Origin of the sequence: Paenibacillus cellulositrophicus, assembly GCF_009363095.1 — a bacterium.
Lineage (GTDB): Bacteria > Bacillota > Bacilli > Paenibacillales > Paenibacillaceae > Paenibacillus_AQ > Paenibacillus_AQ favisporus.
Genome location: NZ_CP045295.1, coordinates 2,012,418 through 2,035,859, shown reverse-complemented (window position 1 = coordinate 2,035,859; position 23,442 = coordinate 2,012,418). Strand labels below are relative to the sequence as shown.

The 23,442-nt window shown below is 54.3% G+C and carries 19 protein-coding genes; 12 read left to right on the top strand and 7 right to left on the bottom strand.

Annotated features, from left to right (window positions below):
• Window positions 1–263: 263 nt before the first annotated feature.
• Window positions 264–2,807: a beta-mannosidase gene (locus tag GCU45_RS09325; protein ID WP_152398729.1), complete on the top strand. Its 2,544-nt coding sequence runs from the start codon at window positions 264–266 to the stop codon at window positions 2,805–2,807.
• Window positions 2,808–2,900: 93 nt separating this feature from the next.
• Here the strand turns inward: GCU45_RS09325 and GCU45_RS09320 are convergent, their stop codons facing one another.
• The gene (locus GCU45_RS09320) at window positions 2,901–4,028 is read right to left on the bottom strand and encodes a GNAT family N-acetyltransferase (RefSeq protein WP_167527105.1); all 1,128 of its coding nucleotides are present in this window, start codon (window positions 4,026–4,028) and stop codon (window positions 2,901–2,903) included.
• A gap of 255 nt (window positions 4,029–4,283) precedes the next feature.
• Between GCU45_RS09320 and GCU45_RS09315 the strand changes: the two genes are divergently transcribed.
• On the top strand, window positions 4,284–5,360 hold the full coding sequence (locus GCU45_RS09315) for an SDR family oxidoreductase (RefSeq protein ID WP_152398727.1): 1,077 nt from the start codon (window positions 4,284–4,286) through the stop codon (window positions 5,358–5,360).
• A gap of 209 nt (window positions 5,361–5,569) precedes the next feature.
• On the opposite strand, the gene GCU45_RS09310 is transcribed toward GCU45_RS09315, so the two are convergent.
• Window positions 5,570–5,944, bottom strand: a complete 375-nt coding sequence (locus GCU45_RS09310; RefSeq protein ID WP_152398726.1) for a winged helix-turn-helix transcriptional regulator — start codon at window positions 5,942–5,944, stop codon at window positions 5,570–5,572.
• Between the two features lie 236 nt (window positions 5,945–6,180).
• Here GCU45_RS09310 and GCU45_RS09305 point away from each other — a divergent pair, with 236 nt between their 5' ends.
• From GCU45_RS09305 to GCU45_RS09295, 3 genes are all read left to right on the top strand, one after another.
• Entirely contained in the window at window positions 6,181–6,876 is a 696-nt protein-coding gene (locus GCU45_RS09305) for a GntR family transcriptional regulator (protein ID WP_152398725.1), read from the top strand.
• The gene (gene ilvD / locus GCU45_RS09300; protein ID WP_152398724.1) at window positions 6,873–8,570 is read left to right on the top strand and encodes a dihydroxy-acid dehydratase; all 1,698 of its coding nucleotides are present in this window, start codon (window positions 6,873–6,875) and stop codon (window positions 8,568–8,570) included. The genes GCU45_RS09305 and ilvD overlap by 4 nt, the downstream gene beginning before the upstream one ends.
• Window positions 8,571–8,859: 289 nt before the next feature.
• The gene (locus tag GCU45_RS09295; RefSeq protein ID WP_152398723.1) at window positions 8,860–10,410 is read left to right on the top strand and encodes a potassium/proton antiporter; all 1,551 of its coding nucleotides are present in this window, start codon (window positions 8,860–8,862) and stop codon (window positions 10,408–10,410) included.
• Window positions 10,411–10,465: 55 nt separating this feature from the next.
• Here GCU45_RS09295 and GCU45_RS09290 read toward each other — a convergent pair whose 3' ends face one another.
• Window positions 10,466–10,852, bottom strand: coding sequence for a DUF1634 domain-containing protein (locus GCU45_RS09290; protein ID WP_116234098.1), 387 nt, complete (start codon window positions 10,850–10,852; stop codon window positions 10,466–10,468).
• Window positions 10,849–11,688, bottom strand: a complete 840-nt coding sequence (locus GCU45_RS09285) for a sulfite exporter TauE/SafE family protein (protein WP_152398722.1) — start codon at window positions 11,686–11,688, stop codon at window positions 10,849–10,851. Before GCU45_RS09285 ends, GCU45_RS09290 begins: the two co-directional genes overlap by 4 nt.
• A 229-nt stretch (window positions 11,689–11,917) precedes the next feature.
• Between GCU45_RS09285 and GCU45_RS09280 the strand changes: the two genes are divergently transcribed.
• Both GCU45_RS09280 and GCU45_RS09275 read left to right on the top strand, forming a co-directional pair.
• Window positions 11,918–12,373, top strand: coding sequence for an Lrp/AsnC family transcriptional regulator (locus GCU45_RS09280; protein ID WP_152398721.1), 456 nt, complete (start codon window positions 11,918–11,920; stop codon window positions 12,371–12,373).
• Window positions 12,374–12,511: 138 nt separating this feature from the next.
• A complete protein-coding gene (locus GCU45_RS09275; protein ID WP_244364494.1) occupies window positions 12,512–13,390 on the top strand; it encodes an EcsC family protein in 879 nt (292 codons plus the stop codon).
• A 96-nt stretch (window positions 13,391–13,486) separates the two neighbouring features.
• Here the strand turns inward: GCU45_RS09275 and GCU45_RS09270 are convergent, their stop codons facing one another.
• The 3 genes from GCU45_RS09270 to GCU45_RS09260 all read right to left on the bottom strand — a co-directional run bounded on the left by GCU45_RS09270 (window position 13,487) and on the right by GCU45_RS09260 (window position 16,027).
• A complete protein-coding gene (locus tag GCU45_RS09270; RefSeq protein WP_152398719.1) occupies window positions 13,487–14,752 on the bottom strand; it encodes an MFS transporter in 1,266 nt (421 codons plus the stop codon).
• Window positions 14,753–14,865: 113 nt separating this feature from the next.
• Window positions 14,866–15,492, bottom strand: coding sequence for an AIM24 family protein (locus GCU45_RS09265; RefSeq protein WP_152402927.1), 627 nt, complete (start codon window positions 15,490–15,492; stop codon window positions 14,866–14,868).
• A 112-nt stretch (window positions 15,493–15,604) separates the two neighbouring features.
• Window positions 15,605–16,027, bottom strand: a complete 423-nt coding sequence (locus tag GCU45_RS09260; protein ID WP_152398718.1) for an MreC domain-containing protein — start codon at window positions 16,025–16,027, stop codon at window positions 15,605–15,607.
• A 271-nt stretch (window positions 16,028–16,298) separates the two neighbouring features.
• Here GCU45_RS09260 and GCU45_RS33750 point away from each other — a divergent pair, with 271 nt between their 5' ends.
• The 5 genes from GCU45_RS33750 (at window position 16,299) to GCU45_RS09240 (ending at window position 23,352) form a co-directional block, all read left to right on the top strand.
• Entirely contained in the window at window positions 16,299–16,460 is a 162-nt protein-coding gene (locus tag GCU45_RS33750; RefSeq protein ID WP_167527104.1) for a hypothetical protein, read from the top strand.
• 389 nt (window positions 16,461–16,849) lie between these two features.
• The gene (locus GCU45_RS09255) at window positions 16,850–17,548 is read left to right on the top strand and encodes a hypothetical protein (protein ID WP_152398717.1); all 699 of its coding nucleotides are present in this window, start codon (window positions 16,850–16,852) and stop codon (window positions 17,546–17,548) included.
• A gap of 175 nt (window positions 17,549–17,723) precedes the next feature.
• Window positions 17,724–18,683, top strand: a complete 960-nt coding sequence (locus GCU45_RS09250) for a helix-turn-helix transcriptional regulator (RefSeq protein ID WP_152398716.1) — start codon at window positions 17,724–17,726, stop codon at window positions 18,681–18,683.
• Window positions 18,684–18,988: 305 nt separating this feature from the next.
• Entirely contained in the window at window positions 18,989–21,046 is a 2,058-nt protein-coding gene (locus GCU45_RS09245) for a peptidoglycan D,D-transpeptidase FtsI family protein (RefSeq protein ID WP_425281273.1), read from the top strand.
• A gap of 254 nt (window positions 21,047–21,300) precedes the next feature.
• Window positions 21,301–23,352 carry a peptidoglycan D,D-transpeptidase FtsI family protein gene (locus GCU45_RS09240; protein WP_152398715.1) on the top strand — a complete coding sequence of 684 codons (2,052 nt, stop codon included), beginning with the start codon at window positions 21,301–21,303 and terminating at the stop codon, window positions 23,350–23,352.
• Window positions 23,353–23,442: the final 90 nt, after the last annotated feature.

Below are 23,442 nucleotides of genomic sequence, written 5' to 3'. Positions count from 1 at the left end.
ATCTGATATCGATTTATACAGCTTGTCGCCGCAGCTGAAGCCAGAGGTCTTATTGCAGTGTATGATGGGGCAGCAGAGATGTTATCGCAGGAGCAAAAAAATAGGGTCCCGGCTTGACCTCGTGCCGTCCCTTCCCGGGTAATCCGAATATGTCGAAAACATCCGGCTGGTGGGGAAAATGATCATTTACTAGATTGTTAGTTTTGTTATAATAAATTATGCTAACTTTCTTTGGACAATACGAGCGATGGCAGGAGGATATCATGGACAAAACGCAATGGAACATCAGCAGCTGGAGCTTTAAAGCATGCAAGGACCAGGAATGGATGGAGGCGAAGGTACCGGGCTGCGTGCATACGGATCTGCTGGCCAACGGCAAAATTCCGGATCCGTTCTACGGAACGAATGAGAAGGAAGTGCAGTGGATCGACAAGCAGGATTGGGAATATGAAAGCCGGTTCGATTTGCCGGAGGAGCTGCTGTCCCTTCCGCATCTGGAGCTCGTATTTAAAGGGCTTGACACCTATGCGGACGTCGCCGTGAACGGCAAACCTGTTCTTCAGGCGGATAATATGTTCCGCACATGGAAGGCCGATGTCAAGAATGTGCTGCAGCCGAAGGACAATACGGTCCATGTGCGTTTCCGCTCGCCGGTCCAGGAGGATCTTCCCAAGCTGGAGCGCCTCGGCTACGATTTGCCGGCAACGAATGACCAGTCGGATGTCGGAGGACTTGGAGACCGGAAAATCAGCGTATTCGCCCGCAAGGCGCCGTATCATTACGGATGGGACTGGGGTCCTCGTTTCGTGACCAGCGGCATTTGGCGGGATGTCTATATTGAAGGATGGGATCACAGCCGGATTCAGGATGTGTACATCGATCAGACGGAGGTTACGGCAGCATCGGCCAAGTTAACGGCCGTGATCGAGCTGGAGTCAGACCTGGAAGGGGAAGCGCTGGTTCGCCTGAGCGCGGACGGTCAGACCTGGGACCAGAAGGTCCAGCTGGCACAAGGCGCCCAGACGGTGGAACTCTCGGTGGTGATCGAAAATCCGAAGCTGTGGTGGTGCCGTGGACTCGGTGAGGCGAATTTGTATGAGTTCCGTGCGGAGCTGATCGTTGACGGTGGCGTGGCAGCCGAGAGAAGCGTCAAAACAGGTCTGCGCTCGGTCAGGCTGGTCCGCGATAAGGACGAGGCCGGCTCCACCTTTTACATCGAGCTGAACGGAGTACCGGTGTTCGCCAAGGGTGCCAACCATATTCCGAACGACAGCTTTATTACCGAAGTAACCTACGAACGCTACCGTCATGAGATTGCCAGCGCAGCAGCCTCCAACATGAATATGCTGCGTGTCTGGGGCGGGGGGATTTACGAGCAGGACGCTTTCTACGAGCTGTGTGACGAATACGGCCTGATGGTATGGCAGGATTTCATGTTTGCCTGCAGCATGTACCCCGGCGACGCAGCATTTTTGGAAAATGTACGGCTGGAAGCGGAGGAAAACGTCAGACGTCTGAGAAATCATCCTTCGATTGTTTTATGGTGCGGAAATAACGAAATTGATACCGCCTGGTCCCACTATTCCGAAAATACCGGCTGGGGCTGGAAGCAGCAGTATACTCCGGAGCTCCGCGAGCGCCTGTGGCAGGATTACGAGGCGATCTTCCACCGGATTTTGCCGGAAGCGATTTCCCGGTATGCGCCGCAGGCCGATTACTGGCCGTCTTCGCCGATGATCGAGCTGACCGGGGACATTTGTCAGCATGCGACGAACAGCTCCACCGGCGGGGATATCCATTACTGGGGCGTATGGCACAATGTGGAGCCGTTTGAGAATTATAACGTGTACATCGGGCGTTTCATGAGCGAATACGGTTTTCAGTCGTTTCCGGAATACAAATCGGTTCGCCGTTATGCCGAAGAGCATGATTTGGCCCTGGAATCGGAAGTGATGCTGGCCCACCAGAAGAACGGGCAGGGCAACCGTCTGATCAAGCAGTATATGGATATGTACATGAACGAGCCGAAGGATTTTCCTTCCTTCCTGTATATGAGCCAGGTGCTGCAGGCGGAGGCCATGAAGATGGCGATTGAGGCGCATCGCCGCAAGAAGCCTTACTGCATGGGGACGCTGTATTGGCAGATGAACGATTGCTGGCCGGTGGCTTCTTGGGCGGGGATGGATTATTTCGGCCGCTGGAAGGCGCTCCAGTATTACGCCAAACGCAGCTTCTGCGACATCGCCGTTTCCATCGACGGTACGAGCGGCGATGAATTGGACATTTACGTCCTTTCTGATGTGCTCCAGCCGCTGTCCGGAAGTCTTCGCCTGCAGGTCATGGACCTGAAAGGGAACGTCCTGCAGGAAACGGCGGAGAGCTTCAGCATAAGCGCCAACACATCGGAAAAGGTGCATACCTGCTCCGTGGAGCAGCTGCTGGGCGGAAGCCGCCCTCAGGAAACGTTTCTGCTCGTCCAGCTTGAAGTGTCCGGACAGGTGGTGGACAGCAAGGAGCATTATTTTGTGCCGGCTAAGGAGTTTGCGTTTGCCAAAGCGAATATCACGGTACGGGAGGAAGAGGGCAGCGAGGGTCATACGCTGATCCTTACAACGGATACGCTGGCCAAACAAGTATGGATTTCCAGCGAGGCGGAGGGCAGCTTCAGCGACAATTTCTTCGATTTGATCCCGGGCAGGGAGAAGCGCGTACAGTTTTACGCCCGTTCGGAAGGGGAAGAGCCGTTCATCCCGGCCAGACCGGGCCGGATCGAAGTGAAATCGATGGCGGACTTTATCGTAAAGTAGGATATTTGCATACAAAGGAGCCGTCCGGGTATACCGGGACGGCTCCTTTTCTTTGGGGTGGACGCGTATGCACCAGCGCTGTAGTCGCTGCTGTTAAATATAATGCAGTCCGGATAAATAAGGCAGAGGTATCGTACAGAAATCCTCCGGAGCCCCCGCCAGGTGGGGAGACTCGGGATCAAACAGCAGCGACAGCAAACCGCTGTCATCCAGCGCGAGTTCCTGTCCCTTGTTTGTGACCGTGTATGATCTGCCGCCGGCTTCATCGATGCGGATAAAGGATTTCCAGTCCACCTTGAGCAGCGGGGAACACTGCGTGAGCAGGCTGTGGGCGTCCGCGATCCATACGGTGCCGCTGTTCGGGCCGGATTGGACCGCGGCGCCGGCCTGCTGCAGCAGTTTCAGCAGGGCTTGCTCCTGCCAAGGCACCGGAACCTCCAAGCGCTGAATCTGGTGGCGCTGGAGCATTTCGGCCAACAGCCGGGTAACGGTATGCGGATGGCCTCCCCACTCGACGGCCTTGGCCGGTTCGCCGGACGTCGAGGATTCAGGAGCCGTTGGCACGGCAGCGGCCAGAAAGGCTGTTATCGCGCCGTCTTTGCGAGCGGTGAGCGTCTCTTGGCGCATCATGGTGATGTCCGCGATGGCACTGCTGCCCAGCAGCGTGAGCAGCTGTGCGGGGCCCTGCTCATAGGCCGGGGAAGCACCAGAGAGGATCGCCGAGATGCCGAACGTATCCTCCGGCCGCATAGGGCTGATGCTCCATTCATCTGTATCCGGTTGCAAAAGGGCTGCCGCGCTGCCGCTATCCAGCATGGCATAATGAACTCTGCCAAAATCGTAGCAGCCTGCCCGGCGGTACAGGGAACGGCCGCCGGATACGAATACGAGGGAAGCCCCGGAGCGGCGTGCATGATCCATGCATTCCGCCAGCAGCGTGCTGGCCAGATTTTGCCCGCGGAAGTCGGGGTGTGTGCATACCGAACCGATGCTGAACACGTTCAGCCTGGCTTCCCCGATCCGCACCACGTCCGGCGCCAGTCCCATGAACGCCACCAGCTCGCCCTCATCGGTGAACGCGCCATATGAATGGCTGACACCCGGATGAAACAGGGCCGGAAACGATTTGCCCATCGAGGGCTGGCCGGGTTTGCCAAATACAAGGTCCGACAGGTCTGCGGCCTGTTGTAATTCATTTGAATAAAGCAGCCGAATCTTCAAGTTATACATGCCTCCTCATCCGTCATGCTTGTTGTCTAATAGGTCGAGAATAAGTATAGCCCTCTAACGGGATAAAGTGAAGATGGGCGAACCATTTCCTCTATTGAAAGAAAACAGATGCCCGGAAAGCCGTTGTCTGCTCCAACGTTACAAAAAAGTGCTTAAATGACTTTGAAGTGCGTACTTCCCGAGGGCGCAATCCGGGTGCACAATAGAACCATCACCAAGCACAATATACAAAGGAGCTGACATTCCATGAATGATCATAAATCGGTTAAGGAAGAACGGAAAGTGGCACTGGTCGTCGGGGCCAATGGGGTGATTGGACGCAATCTCATTGACTATTTGCTGACGCTGCCGGAGTGGGAAGTGATCGGAGTATCCCGGAGGGGAGGGGAGGACAGGGAGCGGGTCCGCTATATCGCGGCGGATCTGCTGGACCCGGAAGATGCCCGGCGCCGCCTGGGCGCGCTTCCCGAGGTGACGCATCTGTTCTATGCCGCTTATCAGGACCGTCCGACCTGGGCCGAGCTGGTGGCGCCGAACCTGGCCATGCTGGTCAACAGCGTCGAGGCGGTCGAAGCGGGATCGCCGGGGCTGCGGCATGTCAGCCTGATGCAGGGGTACAAAGTGTACGGTGCGCATCTCGGCCCGTTCAAAACCCCGGCCAAGGAATCGGATGCGGGGCATATGCCTCCCGAGTTTAATGTGGATCAGCAGCATTTTTTGGAGAAACGGCAGCAGGGAAAGGCTTGGACGTGGTCGGCCATTCGTCCTTCGGTGGTAGCGGGTTTTGCATTGGGCAATCCGATGAATCTGGCCATGGTTATCGCCGTATACGCGTCCATCTCCAAGGAACTGGGCATTCTGCTCCGTTTTCCGGGGAAACCGGGGGCCTATCATACGCTGATGGAGGTTACTGATGCCGGGCTTCTTGCCAAAGCCACCGTGTGGGCCGCAACCGATCCGCGGTGCGCGAATCAAGCGTTCAATATTAACAACGGGGATCTGTTCCGCTGGAACGAGATGTGGCCGAAGATCGCCGCTTACTTCGGAATGGAGACGGCGCCGCCCCTTCAGATGTCCCTGGACGTCGTTATGGCCGACAAGGAGCCGTTGTGGAATGACATGGTCCAGAAGCACGGGCTTGTCCCGCATTCTTATCAAGAGGTTTCTTCCTGGAGCTTCGGCGATTTCGTCTTCTCCTGGGATTACGATTTCTTCGCCGACGGGACCAAAGCCCGCCGCTTTGGCTTCCATGAGTACGTGGATACAGAAGAGATGTTCAAGAGCATTTTCGATGATTTACGCCGGCGTAAGGTCATTCCGTAACGTGTAGGTTTGGGCGTCATGCTTATGATCTCACCAACGTATAAAAAAGAGAGGCTGCCCCTGATCTTGCAGGGATGCAGCCTCTTTGCTTATGTATGCTTCTGATCCTTCCGAGTTATGCCGCAGGATATCTCTTGGCGCCGCCGGTGCCTTTCAAACGACTGATCTGCCGATGGCCGCCTGCCCTTGCAGCCGGTCAACCTGCTTGTTTACGGCGCAGACTTCAAGCGGGAGTTTTCTCTGATGGCCGCCGTTCCCTGGTACTTTTTATCCACATGCATTTCTCCCCATCGGCACATCATGTGCAGCAGTTCCTTCATGCTCCAGCCGTATTCGGTCAGTTCATACTCGACCTTGGGAGGAACCTCATTGTAGATGATGCGCTGAATGATGCCCTCGTCTTCTAGTTCGCGCAAATGCTGGGTCAGCATTTTCTGGGTGATGGAAGGAATGAGATGCAGAAGCTCGTTGTTCCGCTTTTTGCCGAAGGTCAGATGAAACAGGATGACCGGCTTCCACTTGCCACCGATCACCTCCAGGGTTACTTCCACCGCCGTATTGTATACTTTCACCGGTTGATCCATACGTTCGCACCTCCGTAAGTAAGGGTCTATTCGCCGCCGTCTTCAAGTCATCTCTACGGTATAGGATAACCTGGGGCCGCAGGGAGCGATAATCCGTCTGATTATTTCCAATATAGCATGACTGGTTGCGATCCGCATAACTGGCGACGGGAAATTGGAGGGCATTTTATTTTTATTCTTGAATTTAATATATGTATGCGATATATTGCATACATAAGATAAAGGAGTGAGCGATCATGCCGATCCCTAAAAGTTATTCCTCGCCTGTGCGCATGACCGCCAAGGAGCGGGCCTTCAGCCAAATTCAGAGATGGATTATCGACGGCACCCTTCAACCGGGAGAAAAACTGGTGGATGCCGAGTTGGCGGAGGCGCTGGGGGTTTCCCGCACCCCCGTACGCGAGGCGCTGCAGCTGCTTGAAGTTCAAGGGCTGGTAGAAATGCATCCAGGAAGGGATACGCGCGTTCAAACGGTCGAGAAGGATGACATTCTGAAAATGTACGCTACCCTGGCTGCTTTGCATTCCTTGGCGGCTGAAACGGCTGCGACTCATATTTCGGCGGAGCAGATCGAACAGCTGAAGGGGCTTAACGCCGATTTTGCCGCCGCGATTATGCAGGGACAGCCGTACCAGGCGATGGAGCTTGACGAGCAGTTTCATAACCTGATCGTGGACGCCTCTGATAATGCCTACGCTGCATCCTTCAGCGCCTCGCTGCAAATCCATATTCGGAGGTTCAAGTATGTTTTTCTGGCTCAGCCGGTGTCGGCAACCGCTGCCTCGGTAGAAGAGCATGCCCGCATCATTGAGGCGTTCGAGAAGAAGGATGCGGCGCTGGCCGCCTCGGTGATGAAGCAGAATTTACTGAGACCGATGAATGAGCTTTATGCATTCATTCAAAATCACTCGGAAGGAGACGATTCCAAATGACGAGTCAAGATCGACCTGATCTGCGGATTCGCAGCAAAGTCATCAGTGAGGGCGTAAACCGGGTCCCGAACCGGGCCATGCTCCGTGCGGTCGGATTTAAAGATGAGGATTTCAAGAAGCCGATGATCGGCGTGGCCAGCACCTGGAGCGAAGTGACACCCTGCAATATGCATATTGATGAATTAGCCAGGGAAGCCAAGAAAGGCGCTCAGGCCGGCGGCGGGGCTCCGCTCATATTCAATACGATCACCGTTTCCGACGGGATATCGATGGGGCATGAAGGCATGCTGTTTTCACTGCCCAGCCGGGAAATTATTGCCGATTCAATCGAAACCGTCGTAAACGCCGAGCGTTTTGACGGCCTGGTAGCGATCGGCGGGTGCGACAAGAATACGCCGGCCTGCCTGATGGCGATCGGACGCATGAATCTTCCGGCTGTATACGTTTACGGAGGCACGATTCAGCCTGGATCGCTGAACGGCCGGGACGTAAATATCGTGACGGCCTTCGAAGCTGTCGGGCAGTATCATGACGGCAAAATGACTCCCGAGGAGCTCCATCAAATCGAGTGCCACGTTTGTCCGGGTGCTGGAGCCTGCGGGGGAATGTATACGGCCAACACCATGGCTGCGGCCGCGGAAGCGATGGGCATGAGCCTGCCTGGTTCCTCATCGACGGCGGCCATCGCAAGCGGAAAAGCCGATGAGTGTGCGAGGGCGGGAGAAACGGTGATCCAGCTTCTCGAAAAAGGGATTTATCCAAGAGACATTATGACGAAAAAGGCATTCGAGAACGCCATTACCGTCGTCATGGCTCTGGGAGGATCGACCAACGCCTTTTTGCATCTGCTGGCCATCGCCCATTCCGTTCAGGTCGATCTGACCATCGACGACTTCGAGCGGATTCGCAAGAAGGTACCGCATCTTGCCGATTTGAAGCCGAGCGGCCGGTATATGATGCAGGATCTGAGCGATGCCGGGGGTGTCCCTGCGGTCATGAAGCTGCTGCTTGAAGCGGGCCTTCTTCATGGCGATTGCATCACCGTAACCGGGCATACGATCGCGGAAAATTTGGCAGCGGTGGAGCCGCTGCGGAGCGGCCAGAATGTCGTCAGACCGCTGGATCAGCCGCTGAAGCCTACAGGGCCGCTCGTGCTGCTGAAAGGTAATTTGGCGCCGGAAGGGGCCGTAGCCAAAATGTCCGGCTTGAGCAGGCTGTCCTTTACCGGGCCTGCCCGCGTATTTGACAGTGAAGAAGAAGCTACGGAAGCGATCGTGGGCGACCAGATCCGGAAGGGAGATGTCGTCGTTATCCGCTACTGCGGACCGAAAGGCGGTCCCGGCATGCCGGAAATGCTGTCCGTCACCGCCATGATTGTGGGCAAAGGACTGGGCGGCGACGTGGCGCTTCTGACCGACGGCCGGTTCTCCGGCGGCTCGCACGGTTTTGTGGTGGGACACGTGGCTCCGGAAGCTCAGGTCGGCGGTCCGATTGCCCTCCTTCGGGAAGGGGATATCATTACCATCGACAGCGAAACCCAGGAAATCAATATGCAGGTCAGCTCCGAGGAGCTGGAGGAGAGAGCGAAGCAGTGGTTCCCGCCGCAGCTGAAGCATTCCGCTGCCGTGCTGCGGAAGTATGCGCGGCTCGTATCCTCGGCATCCAAAGGAGCCGTCACGGATGGGGACGTTTAAATTGAAGCAGGGGGGCACCGCGACAGATGCGGTGTTCCCTTTTTTATTTCCATGATCCGCTCATGTCCAATAACCCCGCATAATCGCGCCTTTATTTGGAAAATGTAGACCCATGATTCCCCTTTTCAGAGGGCTGTTCTCACCGCCAATTGACGGCCTAAAGGGGGAGGGGACATACCGCTTTTGTTTGTAACGTTAGTTGCTTGGTTTATATATAACTAGGGCAATTTTCTTGTTTGCAATCGAAATCAAGGCGTGTTTACATTCCATTTTAAAGAGGCGAGGCTGTTTGGATTCCACAACACTGGTTAATTCACTTGTTCTTTTAATGGCCGGCCTGCTGCTCGTCGGCGTGCTGACCACCAAATTTTCCTCGAGATTCGGCATGCCGGCCCTTGTGCTGTTTATCATCGTTGGCATGCTGATTACGCGGTTCGTGTATTTCAATAACGTCCTCATCACCCAGATTGTCGGGATTTTGGCGCTGATTGTCATTTTGTTCGAAGGGGGCATGCAGACGAAGTTTACCGATATCAAGCCGGTCATCAAGCCGGCCCTGTCGCTGGCGACGGTGGGGGTGCTGCTGACGACCTCTATCGTCGGCGTCTGCGCCAAGTATATTTTGGGCGTGTCCTGGGTGGAAGGCTTTCTCTTCGGTGCCATCGTCGGATCGACGGATGCGGCCGCGGTGTTCTCGGTGCTTGGTGGGAAAAATATCAAGAAGCGTCTGACCTCCACCCTGGAAGCCGAATCCGGCAGCAATGACCCGATGGCCGTCTTTCTTACCGTCTCCCTGATCGAATATTATCAGCATCCCGAGGCGGAAATCTTCCAAATGATCCTCTCATTTTTCTGGGAAATGGGCATCGGTCTGGTCATGGGGCTGCTCATCGGCAGGCTGGCGGTTTACGTCATCAACAAGATCAATTTCGATTCGTCCGGACTGTATCCCGTCATGGCGCTTGGATTCGCCATTCTTGCGTACAGCGCCACCTCGGTGATCCATGGCAGCGGGCTCCTCGCCGTCTACGTGACAGCCATCGTCATGGGCAATTCCGATTTGGCCTATGGGCGCTCGATCATGCATTTTAACCAGGGATTCGGCTGGATGATGCAGATCGTCATGTTCGTGCTGCTCGGCCTGCTTGTCTTTCCAACCGAGCTGCCGGGCATCGTCGGGGAAGGTCTGCTGCTCTCCCTAATCCTGATGCTGATTGCAAGGCCCGTGGGCGTCTTCCTCAGCACGCTCGGGATGAAGTATTCTTTCCGGGAAAAGCTGCTCATTTCCTGGGCCGGCCTGCGCGGAGCCGTACCGATCGTGCTGGCGACTTATCCGATGCTGGCGGAAATGGAGCACGGGCGGCTATTTTTTAACGTGGTGTTTTTCGTCGTGCTGACCTCGGCCATTATCCAGGGGGCGACGATTTCCCCATTTGCCGGGAAGCTGGGGCTGGCGGGAGAAATCAAACCGTCCAACCCTTCGCTCCTGGAGCTAACAGCATTAGGCAAAGCCAAATCGGAAATCAACCACGTGGACGTCAACGAGACGATGGCGATCGCCGGCAAGGAAATTTCCGAGCTCGACCTGCCGGAGGACATTTTGTTTACGGCGATCATCCGCCACGAACAGATCATCGCTCCGCGCGGAAACACTAGGATCGAGTCCGGAGATACGGTGTATGTGCTGAGCCCGAAGGCGAAGCGGAAGCAGGTGAAGGCGATTCTGACTTCCCCGGCACTTCCGGTGGTTCATCTCAATGAGGTGAAGCAGAAGCCGGAAGAAGCCACCAACATTATACCGCCTAAAGACCCGGACGACCCTCCGGAACAGGAAACTTAACACAAAAGCCCTGCCTTCTTTGCGAAGAAGCAGGGCTTTTTGGAATGCCGGAGGTTCAGGCTTTTCCCAGGATAAAGCTGATGATCAGAATCAGGAGCACCAGGGTGGTAATCCCCGTATACAGCTTGTCGCCTTCGCGCACAAATACCCAGATGGAGATCGCGACGCGCAGTACAGGGGTCAGAATGAGAAGGATCAATCCGGCCGTGATGACGGCGTAAGGCTTGAATGACGCGATTCCGCTCACAATATCGGGGAGGCTGTGCGGGTAAGAGCTGCCGGGGTATCCGCTGCTTCCCTCCATAAAAAAGAGCACCAATCCAACGATGATGACGGCTGCGCTCAGCACGACGCCGACCCGGAGCCAGCGGCTGACGGCCAGCTCCACCTCCAAAATATCTTTCTGTTGCCGCTCTTGACGTTGCTCGTTCGGTTCGCTCATTTCGTCAGTCCCACTCCTTCCAAAATCATCTGCACGGCTACGTACGCCAGCACCGGAATGAACAGCAGGCGGATCGTCTTGCTCTTGAGGCGCTGCATAATTTGCGCACCGACGGTCGCTCCGGCCAGAACGCCGAGAGCCACCGGTCCGGCGATATGCGGATCGATATCCCCGCGCAGCAGGTAGACTCCCGCGCTGGCCGCCCCGGTCACGCCCATCATGAAGTTGCTGGTAGCGGTCGAGACCTTCAAAGGAAGCTTCATGAACACGTCCATGGCCAGCACTTTGAAGCTGCCGCTGCCGATGCCGAGCAGGCCGGATACGATTCCCGCGCCGTACATGACGGAGAAGCCTCCGTAGACGTTTCCGGCATGGTAAGGGACGTCCTGCTTGATGGCTTTATCATAATAGCTTCCTTCAAGCCGGAGCTTCTTGGCAGCCGGGCTCATGCTGACCTCACCGGCGGCAACTTCGCTCTTCTTCTTGATCATATTAAACGCGGAGTAGATGAGCAGCAGCCCGAAGATGATATAGAGCAGATTAGGGGCGATGATGCCGCCGATAAACGCCCCGGTGATCGCCCCGATGGTTGTGGCGATTTCCAGAAACATCCCGACCCTCATATTGGTGATCCGGTCGCGGATGTATGCGATGGCGGAGCCGCTTGAAGTGGCGATGACGGATATGATGCTGGCGCCAATGGCATGCTCGATGCTGACCCCGAATAGAAGCGTCAGCGCCGGCGTGACGATGATGCCGCCTCCGAGACCCAGCACCGATCCGACGATGCCGGCCAGAACGGAGATGAGCAGAATTTCCAAAGATAACGTAATCACATGAGTACACCTGCCTGTGTCAGAAAATAAGAGTCCGGATTGCGCTCTTCCGCCGTGTCCCTGTACACTAAAAACACGGGGCTTATCGCATCCGGATGCCGTGGAACGGATTCATTATACACCGTTTGTATAATATTAACCATACAAACGGACGATATTAATGCATTATATTTTTACAATGTAAAATACAACGAAGCGATGAAGCTTATGCCGGGAGAGGAAGAAAGCCATGCAATTCAAACACTTGGACGAAAAAGATAATATGATTCTGGATCATCTGCTAGATAACGGCAGGCTCAGCCATGCCGAGCTCGGCCGTTTTGTGAACCTGACGCGGGCTGCCGTGCGGGAACGGGTCAATGGCCTCATGGAGCAGGGAATCATCGATAAGTTTACGGTGATTGTCAACCCGCTGAAGGCCGGAAAAAGCATGTCGGTGTATTTCTTGATCGAAGTGGAGTGGAACCTGCTTGAGACCGTTGCCGAAACGCTGCTTGCGGATGAGGAAATCACGAGCGTCTACCAGATGAGCGGCGGCCCGCACCTGCATGTCCATGCGCTGATGGATGACCAGGAGCATGTGGATAAATATTTGCGGAAGCTCCAGACGGTGGAAGGCATCACGAACGTGCACAGCGAGTTTCTGATCCGCCGCTTCAAAGAGCGGGAAGGCATACAGATTTAAGATGTCCATCATGCAACTGCATCCATGTGGTCGTTCTCGTTTATCATGCCTATCTTTGTATGTGGGTAGCCGGAACGCGGGGAAGGCGTATCGGGACCGTGTTACATGAACAACCAATTTTGGGAGGTGTCTGGACAGATGGAGACCAAAGATCAGCTAGAGCAGGAATTAAGGCGGATTGAAAAATGGGAGAAGGATCAGAAAAGCGCGTGGTTTTGGGAAAAATGGAGCCGGCTGCCGTTTATGCTGTTGGACCGGCTGACGCCGAAAGTGATTCAGGATAAGCTGGCCGAAGGGCTTGGCGAGGTCGGACGGTTTCTGCAGACCGGCGGGCAGTATTTGGTGCAGCGCAGATCCATTCTCAAGCGGCTTGAGCGGACGCATTCGCTTATGGGAAGCGGTCCGGAGGGAAGCAGAGCGCCGGAACCGGCGGATGGGCATGACGGCGGGGATGGAGCCGGACTGACGCTCGCCGAGGCAGCGAATCTGCCGCTTGCGGTCATGGACAGCGTGGCGGATGAGCTCACCGCGAGCCGCGCCAAGCTTGCTGCTGCCCAAGGGGCGACAACGGGCATCGGCGGCGTATTGACGCTGGCCATCGACATCCCTGCGGTGCTGGGCCTCTCTTTGAAGGTGCTGCAGGAGATCGCCGTTTGTTACGGATACGATCCGAGGGATGAGAAAGAGCGCCTGTTTATCGTCAAGTGCCTGCAGTTTGCATCGGCCGACATCGTCGGCAAAAAGGCGGTGCTGGACGAGCTTGGTCAGTTTGACGTAGACCACGCGCCGGCCCAAGTCATGTCGCAGATTCAGGGCTGGCGGGAAGTGGTGCAGACGTACCGTGACAGCTTCGGATGGAAAAAGCTGTTCCAGCTCGTGCCGATTGCCGGGATTTTATTCGGCTCCATCAGCAACAAGGGCACGATTGAGGATGTGGCCGAAGCCGGAAAAATGCTGTACAGGAAGCGACGGATTGTGACCAAGCTGCGCTCGGAGCAGCCGGATGGTGAGGCATAGGGCCGGCAACCTAAAAGGACCGCCACCAGGCTTTATTATAAAGCCCAGGGCGGTCCTTTTTTGCAGATGAATCGCTTGGACGCGCAACAACTCTGATCAGGCTTCCGTTCCCTCGGACCACCGGTTCAGCAGCTTGTCGGACGGAAGCAGATAAGTCAGAATGCCAAGCAGCGGCAGGAAGCTGCATATCTGCATAACGGTCGTAATGTCCACGATATCGGTCCATTTACCCAGCACGAGTGCGCCAAGGCCCCCCATCCCGAAAGCCAGGCCGGTAATGAGGCCGGAGACGGTTCCGATTTTGCCGGGGAACAGCATTTGCGCATACACGACCGTCACCGAGAAGCTGGAGAAGACGATCAGGCCGATGATGGCCAGCAGCACGCCGGACCAGAACAGATTCGCATATGGCAGAAGGATGGCCAGCGGAGCAGCAAGGATCATCGAACAGAAGATCATGTTCCGTTTGCCGAACCGGTCGGCCAGCGGACCGCCAAAGAACGTGCCGACGGCACCGGCTGCAAGGAACAGGAAGATGTAAACCTGCGCGTCGCTCACGGAAAGGTGGAAATTCTCCATGAGATAAAATGAAAAGAACGTGCTGATGGACGAGCTGTACCAGGAACGGACGAACACGAGCAGCACCAGCAGCACGATCGCGAAACGGACGCGGGAGCGCACTTCCGGCCGCAGCTGGCGCGCCTGCGGTTTCTTCTTCTGGTACGCCCCGGTGCGCAGGCGGTTGCCGTACCATCTGGCGATAAAAATTTGGACCGCAATGCCGGCAGCGGCGACGACGGTAAACCAGATCGAGCCGAACAGGCCGAGCGGGATGAAAATCCACATCGTCAGCACGGGAGCCAGGGACTGCCCGGCGTTGCCGCCGACCTGGAAGATCGACTGGGCCAGCCCGCGGCGCGTTCCGGAGGCCATGTGGGATACCCTCGAGCCTTCCGGATGAAAGGCGGCCGAGCCCAGGCCCACAAACACGACGGCCAGCAGCACAGCCGGATAGGTTGTGGCGAAGGCCATCAGCAGCATTCCAGTGAAGGTGAAGCCCATCCCGATCGGGAGCAGCGCGGGCGTCGGCTTGCGGTCGGCGAACCATCCGACCACCGGCTGCATGATGGAGGACGTAAAGTTGATCGCAAAGGAAATGATCCCGATCTGCGTATAGGTCAGGTGCATGGACGACTTCAGAATCGGGAAGATCGCCGGGATGACCGATTGGATCGAGTCATTAAACAGATGCACGAAACTGATGGCGATGAGGATCCGGTAGACCGTGGCCGACATATCCGGCTGCGTCAGCGGCTGCTGTCCACTTGGCGGCGAAGTCTTGGTCATCGTTTGAACGGACATGTTACCTCCTGGTGTTTGAACTCAAGAAGGATCGGCTATGTACATGTCAGGTCCTCTTTCGTTCGGAATGTTTAAGGAGATTATATGTCAGATTCAGGCAAACCGTATACCCCTTACTTGATAAAAACTCCCCCGAACGGAATGATCTCCCGCAGCACCCGCTTGATCAGCCCATCGTTGTTCATTTCCTTCTCCAGGTGGCTGCTCCGGTGTCCGGCCTGAAATAGCACCGTGCCCACACCCGTCATTTTAAAATGATAATTCATGTGCTGGCTGGCCAGCGTATTGCCGTAAACCGTCAGGTCGAGCTTGGCATTCTCGGGATAAGCGATCACGCTTCCCGCGTCAACGTACAGCGGCTCGTCCGGATGAAGCTCCGCTTCCAGGACCATGCCTTCGGTCAGGACGCCGATCGTGCCCTTCCCGGCAAATTTCACCTTGACGGCGTCACGGGTAATCAGCATATTCTTCGCGCTCAGAATCCGCGTTTTCATAGTGATGCCGGAGCTGTAAAAAAATAAATGCCGCAGGTCGTACAGCAAATCGCTGCCGCCGGCAAGCTCAATCGGCTTGACGCTGTAGCCGGGAGGCAGCGCTGCGGTAAAACTGCAGCTCCCCCGCATATCCGCCTGAATCAGCTTTTTCTTCCGGTACATCCCCTTGATGTTCATCAGCCGGTCGCTCCGCCCGTCGGACGGTCCTCTGTAGGCGATGATCTGCTCCGGATGCAGAAAGTGCATCTCTTCCCCTTGTTCCAGCAGGAAGGTCACGGCTTGTCCGCTGTCCGGGCTTGCATGTTCCAGTATCGACAGATTCAATGGCAATTCCTCCTACTTCGGACTCGGGTTGTCACTAGATCCGGTTTGCTCTGCGCATGAAGTACCGCATAATGCGGATAAAAACAAAATACCCGGCGGCAAGAGCAACCACTGTGACCAGCATGACTTTCAGCTTATGCTCCCTGGCTGCCCTGGCCTGATTGGTTTCCTGCAGCGCCTGAACGGTTTCGGACAGCTCCTTGTTCTGCGCCATCAGCTCGGCGTTCTGCTCCTGGTACTGCTTCGCGTCGGCTTGAGCCCGGTCGAGGTCGTCCAAGGTTTCCCGGTAGCTCTCCTTCAGCCGGTTGACTTCGCTGGGGAGGCCGGAGAACGTCTCCACCCCTTTATAAAAATCGTCGAAATAATTTGCTTTGGCGGAAGTCTTGAACAGCATCGCGCCGCATATGACAATCATCACCGCGCATAATAGGCGGATCAGCGATAAGTTCCGGTTCATAAAGCAACAACCTCCTGCATAGAGTTATAGAAAGTGAGGGTTGTCCATCACGCAGGACAGGCCGGAGCCGTCCATAGAATATACTCGAAAACCGGCGGATAAGTTCCACTTTCGTCCATTTTTGCCGGACCGGTTTCAAATGGCGCCCAAAGCGGGTAAATGAAAAAGGAAGCCGGATGACGCACCAAAAGGCGGACAGAAGAGCCAGTCCCAGGAATAGAAGAAGCCCTCTCAAATATACGAATATATACGACATGAAAAGGAGCAATGAATGATGCGTGAAACAGAACAACAATATAAAAAGATTATGATTACCGTTAACGGCGAGCCTTTGGGCAAGGAGCTGTGGATTGACAAAGTTACGTATGCACCTGTCCAAATCCGCGAAACGGCCGGTCCAACCGAAACCAAAATGAATGCAATTGTCAGTTAATGTCTAAATAATACCATATTTCAACACGCAAAAGACCTGGAATCCTTCGAGATTCTGGGTCTTTTTTCGCATGGGCGAAATTAATGTCGATAAAAAAAGTTTACCGCTTTGAATCTACACTACACGTTTCGACATTTATTTCAATTTCGTTCTTTTATACTAGTTTAGGACAAATTGTAGGACTTTTTACATAAAGATGCATTGAAGTGAAAAAGCCGCGGTAAAGGGAGTGGTTTACTCGAAAAAAAGGAAGAATCAGGTAGAAAATAGTGGAATGTTGTGATATTATTTACAAATATATGAATGCGAACGTATGTTCCGTGACAAGATGCTGTCAGCCAATATTGGTACGATATAAAGACGATGAATTAAGATAGGGGTGAACATCCATGCTGTCAGGTATACAGGATCAATTTACATGGAACCGCAATCATATTTTTGCCAGCGGAATGAATAAGGCTATTCTACTAGTCGAGTGGTACGGAGGTACGCTGCGTCCTGCCCGGAGGCGAACCTCCCCTAAGCTTATCGCTCGGGATGTGGAGCTGCACTTGTGGCTGGAACCGCATGTGACCTTGCTGCGTATTTACGGGGCAAAGGCAAGAAGAGGACTGAATCATTCATTGATCGTGCCGCTTGGGCATCTGCAGGACGGGGTCAAGCAGTTCTTTGCTATCGAGCTTGCCCTTGAGCCGCAAAGTCCAGGTCTTCACGGCGTTATCTCGGCCCAGTGGCGTTACAAGGAGCGGAACAAGGAGCGAATCAAGGAGCTCCCCGTCAAAGAACTTTATATGAATTACACGTATCACATGGGGCTTTTGCGTCAGCCGGAGGATTTTCACGTCCATAAGCATGTGAAACTTCTGGAAACACCGGGAGTAGTCAAGGAAGCCATCAGGCTGTTCGAATTCGGCGATATTGAGCATGGGGAATGGGTGCTCCGCCGCAAGGGGGACGAGCTGCTGATCAGCGCGGCTCGGAACGCGGACGGCCGTTTGCTGGCCGAGGCCGACATGCTGTACCAGCTCAGCGAGCACTATGTAGGAACTTACATGAATAGGAATACTTCTTTGGTCAGAAACGGGTAAGGAGTCGCATGTATACCCTGCCATTTCAAGTACATATTTTTCAAGAAAAAATAGCAAAAACGAAGGGGATGGTCTTTGGAACATGAAAGCAGGATTCACTTTGCTACAAGTCGAATGGACTACTTCGGAAGTTGAGATATGAGTCTAATTTACTATACGAGCTAGGAGAATCCACATGACAGACAGACTGATCCGACTAATGCGCATTATCACCCTGGTTCAGGCCAAGCCCGGCATTCTGGCCAGGGAGCTTGCGGAGCGCTGCGGCACCAGCGAGCGGACGATATATCGCGATATGGATGCCCTGAGCGCCATGCACATTCCGATTACCCATCAGGGGCATGGCAAGGGGTACAGGTTCATCGGGGATTTTGCCTTGTATCCGCTGGATTGGACGGAAGAGGAAACGTCCGCTTTCGCGGCGCTTCCTTCCATTATGAATCAGATTAAACCGATCCTGCCCGCAGCGTTTGAAAGTGCATATGAGAAAGTCATGGCGGCGAACCATAAGCGAAGAGCAGATTCCGCGGTAACAGAGCAGCAAGAAGCAATGACATCGGCGGACAAGTCTGCGGCAGCGATACGGGATCAGCCGCCGTTTCTCATCCCGATCCTCATGGCCACCTTGTCCCAGCATACGATCCAGGCGGAATACGTTCTTTCTGATCGCCGGGAGCGGAAGTCCGGAAGAATCGATCCTTACTGGCTCGTACCTTGGAAGCATCGCTTTTATCTGGTCGGCCGGAGCCATTCGGAAGGGATTATCCAAATTTACCCTCTTAGCAATTTTCAGCAGGTAGAAGTTTTAGATGACGTATTCGTCAAAGTACATATGCATGTTCAGCAAGAGTTGTTGGATCCTTATCATGAGCAGCACGAGCAAGACCAAATACAGTTTAAAATCAGGATCTCCCCCAGGATGGCGAGTATGTTCAAAACCGAGGCGTTTATTCCCCCGATGCGAATGGCGGAGAGCCGGGACGGCAGTCTGATTGTGGAGTTATGTGTAACCAATGTGGTTGAATTTATAAGCTGGCTGTCCCAGTATGGGGCGGAAGCCGAAATCATGGAGCCCGTATTTTACAGGGAAATGATGAAACGAAATTTGCGCAAATGGCTTGCTTTATACAAATGATACAGGATCCCCGCGCTTTATTGCTCACCCTGCAACAGGGAAATGCCAGCAGTTGACATCCCCCTGCCCGATGGATGCTGGCCCTGTCTTTTCAACTCCTCCGTATGCTTGGCAGCGACTTCAGGTATAATTTCCCGCCTCATTCGAGAATCCGAACGATGAACGGCCGACTTAGCATGAGTCATAACGATAGCCAGTAATCGTATATTTATCATTTTCCTATCATTCTCCTCACTGTACGGATATGTTAAAATTATGGGGAATGTTTTCCAGTTTGAGATGAGTGCAAGGAAGTGGGGAGATCGGTGAACAATTTTTTGGGAAGGAACGTGAAAGGCGACAAGGACAATGAGCCCAAGTCCGGGCTTAACTTGCGGGTGAATTTGTTTTTTTTCAGCACCTTCGTCATATTTTGCGTCATTATTATCCGGCTGGCCGTCATACAATTCGTCGAAGCGGATACGCTGACTGAGAAAGAAACCGGGCAAAACACGAAAAATATTCCGCTCCCGCCTGCCCGTGGAGATATTTTGGACGCGACCGGAACGAAACTGGCTTTTTCAACGCCGGTACAGTCGCTGTACATAACGCTTCAGAAGGATTACAGCAACGCGACGGAAAAAAGCAGGAAGAACCGCAAGGAAGCGGAGCAATTGGCACAAAAAATAGCGGATGTCTTTAACGGATTGGGCGATCCGATCGAGAAGAAAGACGTCATCGAAGCGATGGACCTGGACTCCAAGAAAGAACACGGGTATTATCCGCGCCGGATCAAGATGGATTTATCACAGCGGGAGATCGCCTATTTCATGGAGCGTAAATCCGAATTTCCGGGGATTGAAATTATTGAGGAATCGAAGCGGACGTATAATCCGAATACGATCGCAGTACAAACGGTCGGATATATTAAAAGCTTCAAGCATACGGAGTCGTTAAAAGAGTATGACGAGGCGCGCAAAGACCAGAAGGATCCCGGACTCGTCTATACGCCGGATGAGCTGGTAGGGGTCGACGGCATTGAGATGTCCTTTCAAAAAGAGTTGCGGGGCAAAAACGGGTATAAAGTGGTCTCGGTAACGCCGGGCAACATTGTTGACGGTGTCGAGGAGATTGTCCCGCCTGAGAAGGGGAACGACGTCTGGCTGACGATCAACAAGCAGGTGCAGCAGACGGCGGAGCAGGCGATCATGGACCAGCTGGACTGGGTGCATCACAATCCCGTGTCTGGTGAAACGCATCCCAATGCGTTGACGGGATACGCCGTTGCCATGGAGGTGGATACCGGTAAAATTGTGGCCATGGCCAGCATGCCGGACTATGACACAAATGTATGGGGGAATGGAGGGATTTCTCCAAAAGATTTTGATAAGATCCAGACCAACTATCAGAACGGAACAATTACTCCTTATTCCTCCGGTAAATCAGGCCACAACATGGAGTCTACGCTGCTTCTCGGATCTACAATGAAGCCGCTGAGCGTGCTGGTCGGACTGAAGGAGCATTTGTTCTCGACGACGACGCCTTATAACGATGTCGGCATTGCGTATTTCGGCAAAGAAAAGAAAGCTGTACGGAACTCGCAGAACCATGCTTACGGGTATCTCCGCACCCCGGCTGAGGCCATCGAGCATTCGTCGAACGCCTTTATGGTAGAGATGGTCGGCGACAGGCTGTTTAAGAAGTATATTAACGCGGGCGGCGCATACAACAAGGGCGTCGACGTCTGGGATAAATATATGAAGCAGTTCGGTTTAGGCGTATCGACGGGAATCGATCTTCCCAATGAGTACCTGGGCAACAGGGAATATATGCCCGACAAAAACGGCAAATTTCCGCAAACAGGCAGCGCCCAAGGATCCCTTGTCTATGCTTCCTTCGGCCAAGAAGGCAAGTATACAACCCTTCAACTCGCCCAATATGCCACTACGCTGGCGAATGAGGGGGAACGGATCAAGCCGCAGATCGTCAGCAAGATTACCGACCAGAACGGCAAGGTGATCCAAACCTTTAAGCGCGAGGTGCTGAACAAGACCGATGAGTTTGACAAATCGTATTGGAATCTTGTGCGGAGGGGGATGAACACCGACGTAAAATCGGCATTCGCCGGCTTCCCATATGACTTTGCCAGGAAAACCGGTACGTCCCAGCAGCAATCGTCGGATGGAGTCAACCGGGATAACGGCGTCTTTATCGCCTATGCTCCGCGGAACAATCCGAAGCTGGCCGTCGCCGTCGTCATTCCGGAAGGGGGCTTCGGCGCATACAGCGCGGCTCCCATCGCCCGCAAAATTTTCGATGCGTATGACCAGGAATACGGACTCGACGGGGTGCCGAAGAAAAACAAGCAGGCTGTGAACCCCTAAGACCGTTCGAAAAAACGGCCATTCGGCTTAGCAGCTTCACTGATGTCCGCTCCGATAGAACCATGCTTTCATATGTATATATTGGATGAAGACCGACCCGATTTTCCGGGCGGTCTTTTTCTGTTGTTCTTAAAAAAGTAACAGCATTCTTATGTCCCAACCCAGGGGAAGAGCGAAAGATGTCGAATGCATGCCTTTTATGCTAGAATAATAAAAGTCGTTTTACATAGGTCAGACAGGAAGGAGGAATGCTGATGAGCGACTATGCGACGGACCATGCGCAGGAAGGTCCGAAGAAAGGGAAAAACAGCTTTAACCTGCGGATTAACCTGTTCTTTTTCAGTACGTTTATTATTTTCTGTGTCATCATTATCCGGCTCGCCATTCTGCAGTTTGTGGAGGGGCCGACGCTGACGGAGAAGGAGTCCAGCAACATCGTCAAGGATGTGCCGCTGCCTCCGGTCCGGGGAACAATTTACGACGCTTCGGGCGTGAAGCTGGCTTATTCCACGCCGACCCAGTCGCTGTATCTTACCTTGATGAAGGATTACAGCGAGAAGAACGGGAAGAAAAACCGTCCGGAAGCCGAAAAAATGGCAGAAGACCTGCTGGAAGTGTTCAATAAATACGGCGATCCGAACGGCGAGAAAATGACCAAGCAGGATATCATAGATGCAATGGATCTGGATTACAAGAAATATTCGGGTTATTCACCGCGCCGGATCAAGATGGATTTGTCGGATCAGGAAATCGCCTACTTCTCGGAGCATAAGTCCGATTTCCCGGGTATCGCGATCGAAGAGGAAAGCATCCGGCATTATGACCCCGACACCGTGGCGGTGCAGACGATCGGGTACATCCGGACCTTTAAGGGATCCAAAAGCTTGACCAAGTACAAGACGATCGACGAGCAGCAGCGCAGCGGCGATGCGCAGACCGATCCGGGCCTGATTTACACCGAGCCCGAGTTTGTCGGTTACGACGGCCTGGAGCTGATGTATCAGGACGATCTGCGCGGCAAGAACGGATACAAGAAGGTGCCGATCGATCCCCGCAACATGCCGGAGGGCGTGGAGGATATCGTGCCACCGGAGAAAGGGCACAACATCTACAGCACGATCAACAAGGAAGTTCAGCTGCAGACGGAGCAGGCCATTACCGAGCAGTTGAGCTGGCTCCACTCGCATCCGGTTTCGGGTAAGCTGCATCCGAACGCCACGACGGGATTCGCCGTCGCGATGGAGGTGAAGACGGGCAACATCGTCGCCATGGCCAGCATGCCGGACTACGATACGAACGTGTGGCAGTCAGGCAGCATCTCGCCGGAGAACTGGGATAATATTAAGAACATTTACCAGAACGGCACGATCCGTTCCTTTAACCCGGGTAAATCCGGCAGCCATCCGGAATCGGTCGTGCTGCTCGGTTCCACGATGAAGCCGCTTAGCGTCCTGATCGGACTGAAGGAAGGCTTGATTCGAACAAACACCTACTATAACGACACGGGTGCGGCATACTTCGGTAAAGAAGGCCACCAGACCCGCGTACAGAACTCCCAAGGCCACGTGTACGGCGGGATGGACCCGGCGCGTGCGATCGAAAAATCGTCCAACGCGTTTATGGTCGACGAAATCGGGAAAAAGCTGTATGAAAAATACGGCTCCAAAGCCATCCAAGTATGGGACAGCTACATGACTTCGTTTGGCCTTGGGGTTAGCACGGGCAGTGGTCTGCCAGGTGAATGGGAGGGCCGCAAGGAGTATATGGATGTTAAAGCAGCCGGTTCAGCCCAGGCGGCCATGGCCTATGCTTCCTTCGGGCAGCAGGGGAAATACACGACGCTGCAGCTCGCCCAATACGCCGCCATGCTGGCTAACGAAGGCAAGCGGCTGAAGCCGCAGCTCGTCAGCAAGATCACCGACGACAAAGGCAACATCCTTAAGACATTCAAGCCGGAAGTGCTGAACACCATCAATTTCAACCAGTCGTACTGGGATGAAATCAAGCGCGGGATGAAGAGTGACGTCTCCTCTTTTGAAGGCTTCCCTTACAGCTTTGCCCGGAAGACGGGGACATCGACCCAGAGCGTCGGCGGCAAGCTGATCGATAACGGGGTGTTTATCGCTTTTGCTCCGAAGGAAAATCCGGTTCTGGCCATTGCGGTCATGATCCCGGAAGGGGGCTTCGGCTCGCAGAGCGCCGCGCCGATCGCGCGCAAAATTTTCGACGCTTATGACGAAGTGTACGGACTGGACGGCGTTCCGAAAGGTAAGAAAGAGGCGACCGACGGTCAAAGCAACCCATAATAAATTCAGGCAGTGCCTGCAAGGCCGTGGATTCCATCGGTGCTTGCGGTAAACCGGCTGATCTAGGCAGGCAGTGACACGGGACTTTCC

What these genes read in the sequence shown, in the direction of transcription:
- GCU45_RS09250 (WP_152398716.1), top strand. Translation starts at nt 17,724, where the DNA reads ATGACAGACAGACTGATCCGACTAATGCGCATTATCACCCTGGTTCAG.
- GCU45_RS09240 (WP_152398715.1), top strand. Translation starts at nt 21,301, where the DNA reads ATGAGCGACTATGCGACGGACCATGCGCAGGAAGGTCCGAAGAAAGGG.
- GCU45_RS33750 (WP_167527104.1), top strand. Translation starts at nt 16,299, where the DNA reads ATGATGCGTGAAACAGAACAACAATATAAAAAGATTATGATTACCGTT.
- GCU45_RS09305 (WP_152398725.1), top strand. Translation starts at nt 6,181, where the DNA reads ATGCCGATCCCTAAAAGTTATTCCTCGCCTGTGCGCATGACCGCCAAG.
- GCU45_RS09265 (WP_152402927.1), bottom strand. Translation starts at nt 15,492, where the DNA reads ATGCACTTTCTGCATCCGGAGCAGATCATCGCCTACAGAGGACCGTCC.
- GCU45_RS09270 (WP_152398719.1), bottom strand. Translation starts at nt 14,752, where the DNA reads ATGTCCGTTCAAACGATGACCAAGACTTCGCCGCCAAGTGGACAGCAG.
- GCU45_RS09325 (WP_152398729.1), top strand. Translation starts at nt 264, where the DNA reads ATGGACAAAACGCAATGGAACATCAGCAGCTGGAGCTTTAAAGCATGC.
- GCU45_RS09290 (WP_116234098.1), bottom strand. Translation starts at nt 10,852, where the DNA reads ATGAGCGAACCGAACGAGCAACGTCAAGAGCGGCAACAGAAAGATATT.
- GCU45_RS09275 (WP_244364494.1), top strand. Translation starts at nt 12,512, where the DNA reads ATGGAGACCAAAGATCAGCTAGAGCAGGAATTAAGGCGGATTGAAAAA.
- GCU45_RS09255 (WP_152398717.1), top strand. Translation starts at nt 16,850, where the DNA reads ATGCTGTCAGGTATACAGGATCAATTTACATGGAACCGCAATCATATT.
- ilvD (WP_152398724.1), top strand. Translation starts at nt 6,873, where the DNA reads ATGACGAGTCAAGATCGACCTGATCTGCGGATTCGCAGCAAAGTCATC.
- GCU45_RS09310 (WP_152398726.1), bottom strand. Translation starts at nt 5,944, where the DNA reads ATGGATCAACCGGTGAAAGTATACAATACGGCGGTGGAAGTAACCCTG.
- GCU45_RS09315 (WP_152398727.1), top strand. Translation starts at nt 4,284, where the DNA reads ATGAATGATCATAAATCGGTTAAGGAAGAACGGAAAGTGGCACTGGTC.
- GCU45_RS09260 (WP_152398718.1), bottom strand. Translation starts at nt 16,027, where the DNA reads ATGAACCGGAACTTATCGCTGATCCGCCTATTATGCGCGGTGATGATT.
- GCU45_RS09280 (WP_152398721.1), top strand. Translation starts at nt 11,918, where the DNA reads ATGCAATTCAAACACTTGGACGAAAAAGATAATATGATTCTGGATCAT.